The sequence below is a fragment of the Methylobacterium goesingense genome (assembly GCF_022179225.1).
In the GTDB taxonomy this organism is placed as follows: Bacteria; Pseudomonadota; Alphaproteobacteria; order Rhizobiales; family Beijerinckiaceae; genus Methylobacterium; species Methylobacterium goesingense.
Window position 1 is genome coordinate 1 of record NZ_BPQL01000234.1, and the last position, 3,794, is coordinate 3,794.

Genomic DNA, 3,794 nt, shown 5'->3' on the forward strand with positions numbered 1-3,794 from the left:
TCAGATCGAGCTGCGCGCCCACATGCGCCCGCAGCGCCTCCGTCGTCATCTCCACGAAGGTCTTGGCCCGGTTCGGCAGCATCTTGCGCGATGGGTACACCACCCCGAGGGTGACGGAGGTCGGCGGCGTCTGCGGCAGCACCGTCAGGAGCCGCCCGTCGGCGAGGTAGGGCGCCACCTCGTAGACGGGTTTCAGGGCGATGCCCTGGCCCTGCAGGGCCCATTCGGTCAGCACGTCGCTGTCGTCCGCGTCGATGCGCCCGGCCACCGGCAGGGTCAGGGCCTCGTCGCCGTCGAGCAGCGTCCAGCGGAACTGCTCCGAGCCGGGAAAGCGCAGCAACAGGCAGGAATGGTCGAGAAGCTCGGCCGGGCTTTCCGGCGCGGGGTTCTCCGCGAGGTAGCTTGGGGCCGCGCACAGAACCCGCTCCACATCCGCGACCTTGCGCAGGGTGAAGGTCGAATCGCGCATCTGCGAGAGCCGGACCGCAACGTCCACCGCCTCCTGCACGAGGTCGAGGAGGTGATCGGAGAGGCGCAGGTGCACGTCGGCCTCGGTGTGCCGTTCGCGGAAAGCTGGGATCAGGGGCGCCACCACGCGCCGGCCGAGGCTCAAGGGCGCCGTGACCTTGAGGGTCCCACGGGGGGCCGCCCCTTGCGTCTCGACGCTCTTCTCCGCCAACTCGACGGAGGCCGCCACGTCGAGGCAGCGGTCGTAGAAAACCCGGCCCGCCTCCGTCAGGTTCATCCGCCGCGTCGTGCGCGTCAGGAGGAGGCAGCCGAGATGCTCCTCCAGGGTCTGGATGCGGTAGCTGATCACGGACGGTGACAGCCGCAGCGAGCGCCCGGCCGCCGAGAAGCTGCCGGTCTCGGCCGCGCGCATGAAGATGCGGATGGATTCCAGCGACAACATCGCAGGCCCCGGGGTCCGATTCGGGCGAAAGCCGTAGCGTGGCAGGACAATCGCATGGCACCGCGATCCTGGCCTCCCGTCAGCTTACGAAAAATTCGAAAACTGACAAGGAATTCGGCGGGCATACAACGCGCCGTCCATCGCTAGGATCGTGATCGCAACTCGGAGGGATGAGCCGTGGAGAGCTTCGTTTGGGAGTGGGGAAGCCTGCTGCTGCGCTGGCTTCACATCGTGGCGGCGATGGCCTGGATCGGCTCGTCGTTCTTCTTCATGCACCTCGACGCGTCGCTCAAGCGCACGCCCGAGATCCCGGCCGGGGAGGGCGCCGCCGCCTGGCAGGTGCACGGCGGCGGGTTCTACGAGATGCGCAAGTATTTCGTCGCCCCGGAACATCTCTCGCCGGACCTGACCTGGCACAAGTGGCAGGCTTACACGACCTGGCTGTCGGGCTTCGTGCTGCTGGCGTGGATCTACTACGCGCAGTCGAAGCTCTACCTCGTCGACCCCGCGGTGATGGATCTGTCCGCCACGGCCGCCACGGCCGTCGGCATCGGCGCGCTGGCGCTGGGCTGGCTGGTCTACGACCGCATCTGCCGCTCTCCGATCGGGCAGAGCGAGTCCGGGCTCGCGGCGGTAGGGCTCCTGGTGATCACGATGGCGGCCTTCGGCTTCGCGCAGGTGTTCAGCGGCCGGGGCGCCCTGATCCATACGGGCGCCCTGATGGCGACCTGGATGGCCGGCAACGTCTTCCTCGTCATCATCCCGAACCAGCGCAAGGTGGTGGCCGCACTGATGCGGGCCGAGCGGCCGGACCCGAACCTCGGAAAGCAGGCCAAGCAGCGCTCGGCGCAGAACAACTACCTGACCCTGCCGGTGGTCCTGCTCATGATCTCGAACCACTACCCGATGCTGTTCGGGTCGAACGCGACGATCCCGCTGATCGTGGCGCTGATCACGGCCTCGGGCGCGGTGATCCGGTTCTTCTACAACGTCCGCCACGCCGACCACGGCCGCTCGCCCTGGTGGGCCTGGGCCGCCGCCACGGCGGGGCTCGGCGCCGCCTTCGCGGTGGCGCTGGCGGGCAGCGCCGGCGGCCGCTCGGTGCTGGGCCTGGCGCCGCTCGCCGAGGCCGCCCCCGTCGTCACCCTGGCCTCCGCGGGTCCCGTGGTCGCGGTGGCCGCCGCGGCGCCGCCCGAGCACGTCGTCGACCTCGTCATGGGACGCTGCGCCATGTGCCACGCCGCCGAGCCGGCCTGGGAGGGCATCGGGGTCGCGCCGAAGGGCGTGCGGCTGGACAGCGGGCCGGCCATCGGCCGGCAGGCCGAGGCGATCCGCCGGCACGCCGTGCTGACACACAACATGCCGCCCAACAACGTCACCGAGATGACGCCGGACGAGCGGCAGGTTCTCACGGCCTGGCTGAAGGACACCACGCGATGACCTCCCTGCTCCTGAGAAACGCCGACGTTCTCGTGACGATGGATGCGGCGCGGCGCGAGATTCGCGGCGGCAGCGTCTACATCGAGGACAACCGGATCGTCGCGGTGGGCTCGGGCGACGCCCTGCCCGAGACGGCCGACACGGTGATCGACATGACGGGTCACGTGGTGCTGCCCGGCCTCGTCAACACCCATCACCACATGTACCAGACCCTGACCCGGGCGGTGCCGTCCGCGCAGGATGCCGAGCTGTTCGGCTGGCTGAAGGCGCTCTACCCGATCTGGGCGCGCCTGACCCCGGAGATGATCCGCGTCTCGACCCAGACGGCCATGGCCGAGCTGATCCTGTCGGGCTGCACCACCTCCAGCGACCACCTCTACATCTACCCGAACGGCTGCCGGCTCGACGATTCCATCGAGGCGGCGGAGGAAATCGGCATGCGCTTCCACGCGGCCCGGGGCGCCATGAGCGTCGGACAGAGCAAGGGCGGCCTGCCCCCCGACGCGGTGGTGGAGGACGAGGCCGCGATCCTCGCGGATACCCGCCGGCTGATCGAGCGCTGGCACGATCCGGCCCGCTTCGCCATGCGACGCGTCGTGGTGGCGCCGTGCTCGCCCTTCTCGGTGAGCCGCGACCTCATGCGCGAATCGGCAGAACTCGCCCGCGCCTACGGCGTCGGCCTGCACACGCACCTGGCCGAGAACGAGAACGACATCGCCTATAGCCGCGAGAAGTTCGGGATGACGCCGGCCGAGTACGCGGCCGAGCTCGGCTGGGTCGGGCCCGACGTCTGGCACGCGCACTGCGTCAAGCTCGACGAGGCGGGCATCCGCCTGTTCGGCCGCACCCGCACCGGGGTCGCCCATTGTCCCTGCTCGAACATGCGACTGGCATCCGGCATCGCCCCGGTGGGGCGGATGCGCTGCGAGGGCGTGAGCGTCGGGCTCGGCGTCGACGGCTCGGCCTCGAACGACGGCTCCCACATGCTGGGTGAGGCGCGCCAGGCCATGCTGCTGGCCCGGGTCGGGTTCGGGCCCGCTGCGATGAGCGGGCGCGAGGCCCTGGAGATCGCGACCCTCGGGGGCGCGCAGGTGCTCAACCGCGACGACATCGGCGTCCTGGCGCCCGGGATGGCGGCCGACGTGGTCGCCTTCGACATGCGGGGTCTCGAGACCGCCGGCGCCCTGCACGATCCGGTCGCCGCGCTGGTGTTCTGCGCGCCACAACGGGTGGCCTGGAGCGTCATCGACGGCCGCGTCGTGGTGCGCGAGGGACGGCTCACGACGCTGGACACGCGCAGCCTCGTCGCCCGCCACAACGCGCTGGCGGCCGACCTCGTCCGCGACGAGGCGCGCTGAGCCCCGGCCGCCGGTGCCTTGACGCGCTTCGGCGAAGTTCGCCACACCTGCCCGACACGGAGCCCTCGGATGACCGCCTCGCCCTA

3 protein-coding genes are annotated in these 3,794 nt (G+C 70.5%); 2 read left to right on the forward strand and 1 reads right to left on the reverse strand.

Annotation, left to right across the window (positions count from 1 at the left end; translation table 11 throughout):
* Nucleotides 1-910: LysR family transcriptional regulator (locus tag MFF30_RS25465; protein ID WP_238283030.1), on the reverse strand; the 910-nt coding region annotated here is incomplete at its 3' end.
* 177 nt (nucleotides 911-1,087) lie between these two features.
* On the opposite strand from MFF30_RS25465, the gene MFF30_RS25470 reads away from it, so the two are divergent.
* Together MFF30_RS25470 and MFF30_RS25475 are read left to right on the forward strand one after the other, a co-directional pair.
* A complete protein-coding gene (locus MFF30_RS25470; RefSeq protein ID WP_238283033.1) occupies nucleotides 1,088-2,350 on the forward strand; it encodes a urate hydroxylase PuuD in 1,263 nt (420 codons plus the stop codon).
* Complete coding sequence (locus tag MFF30_RS25475; RefSeq protein ID WP_238283035.1) at nucleotides 2,347-3,708, forward strand: 8-oxoguanine deaminase; 1,362 nt, start codon at nucleotides 2,347-2,349, stop codon at nucleotides 3,706-3,708. Before MFF30_RS25470 ends, MFF30_RS25475 begins: the two co-directional genes overlap by 4 nt.
* Nucleotides 3,709-3,794: the final 86 nt, after the last annotated feature.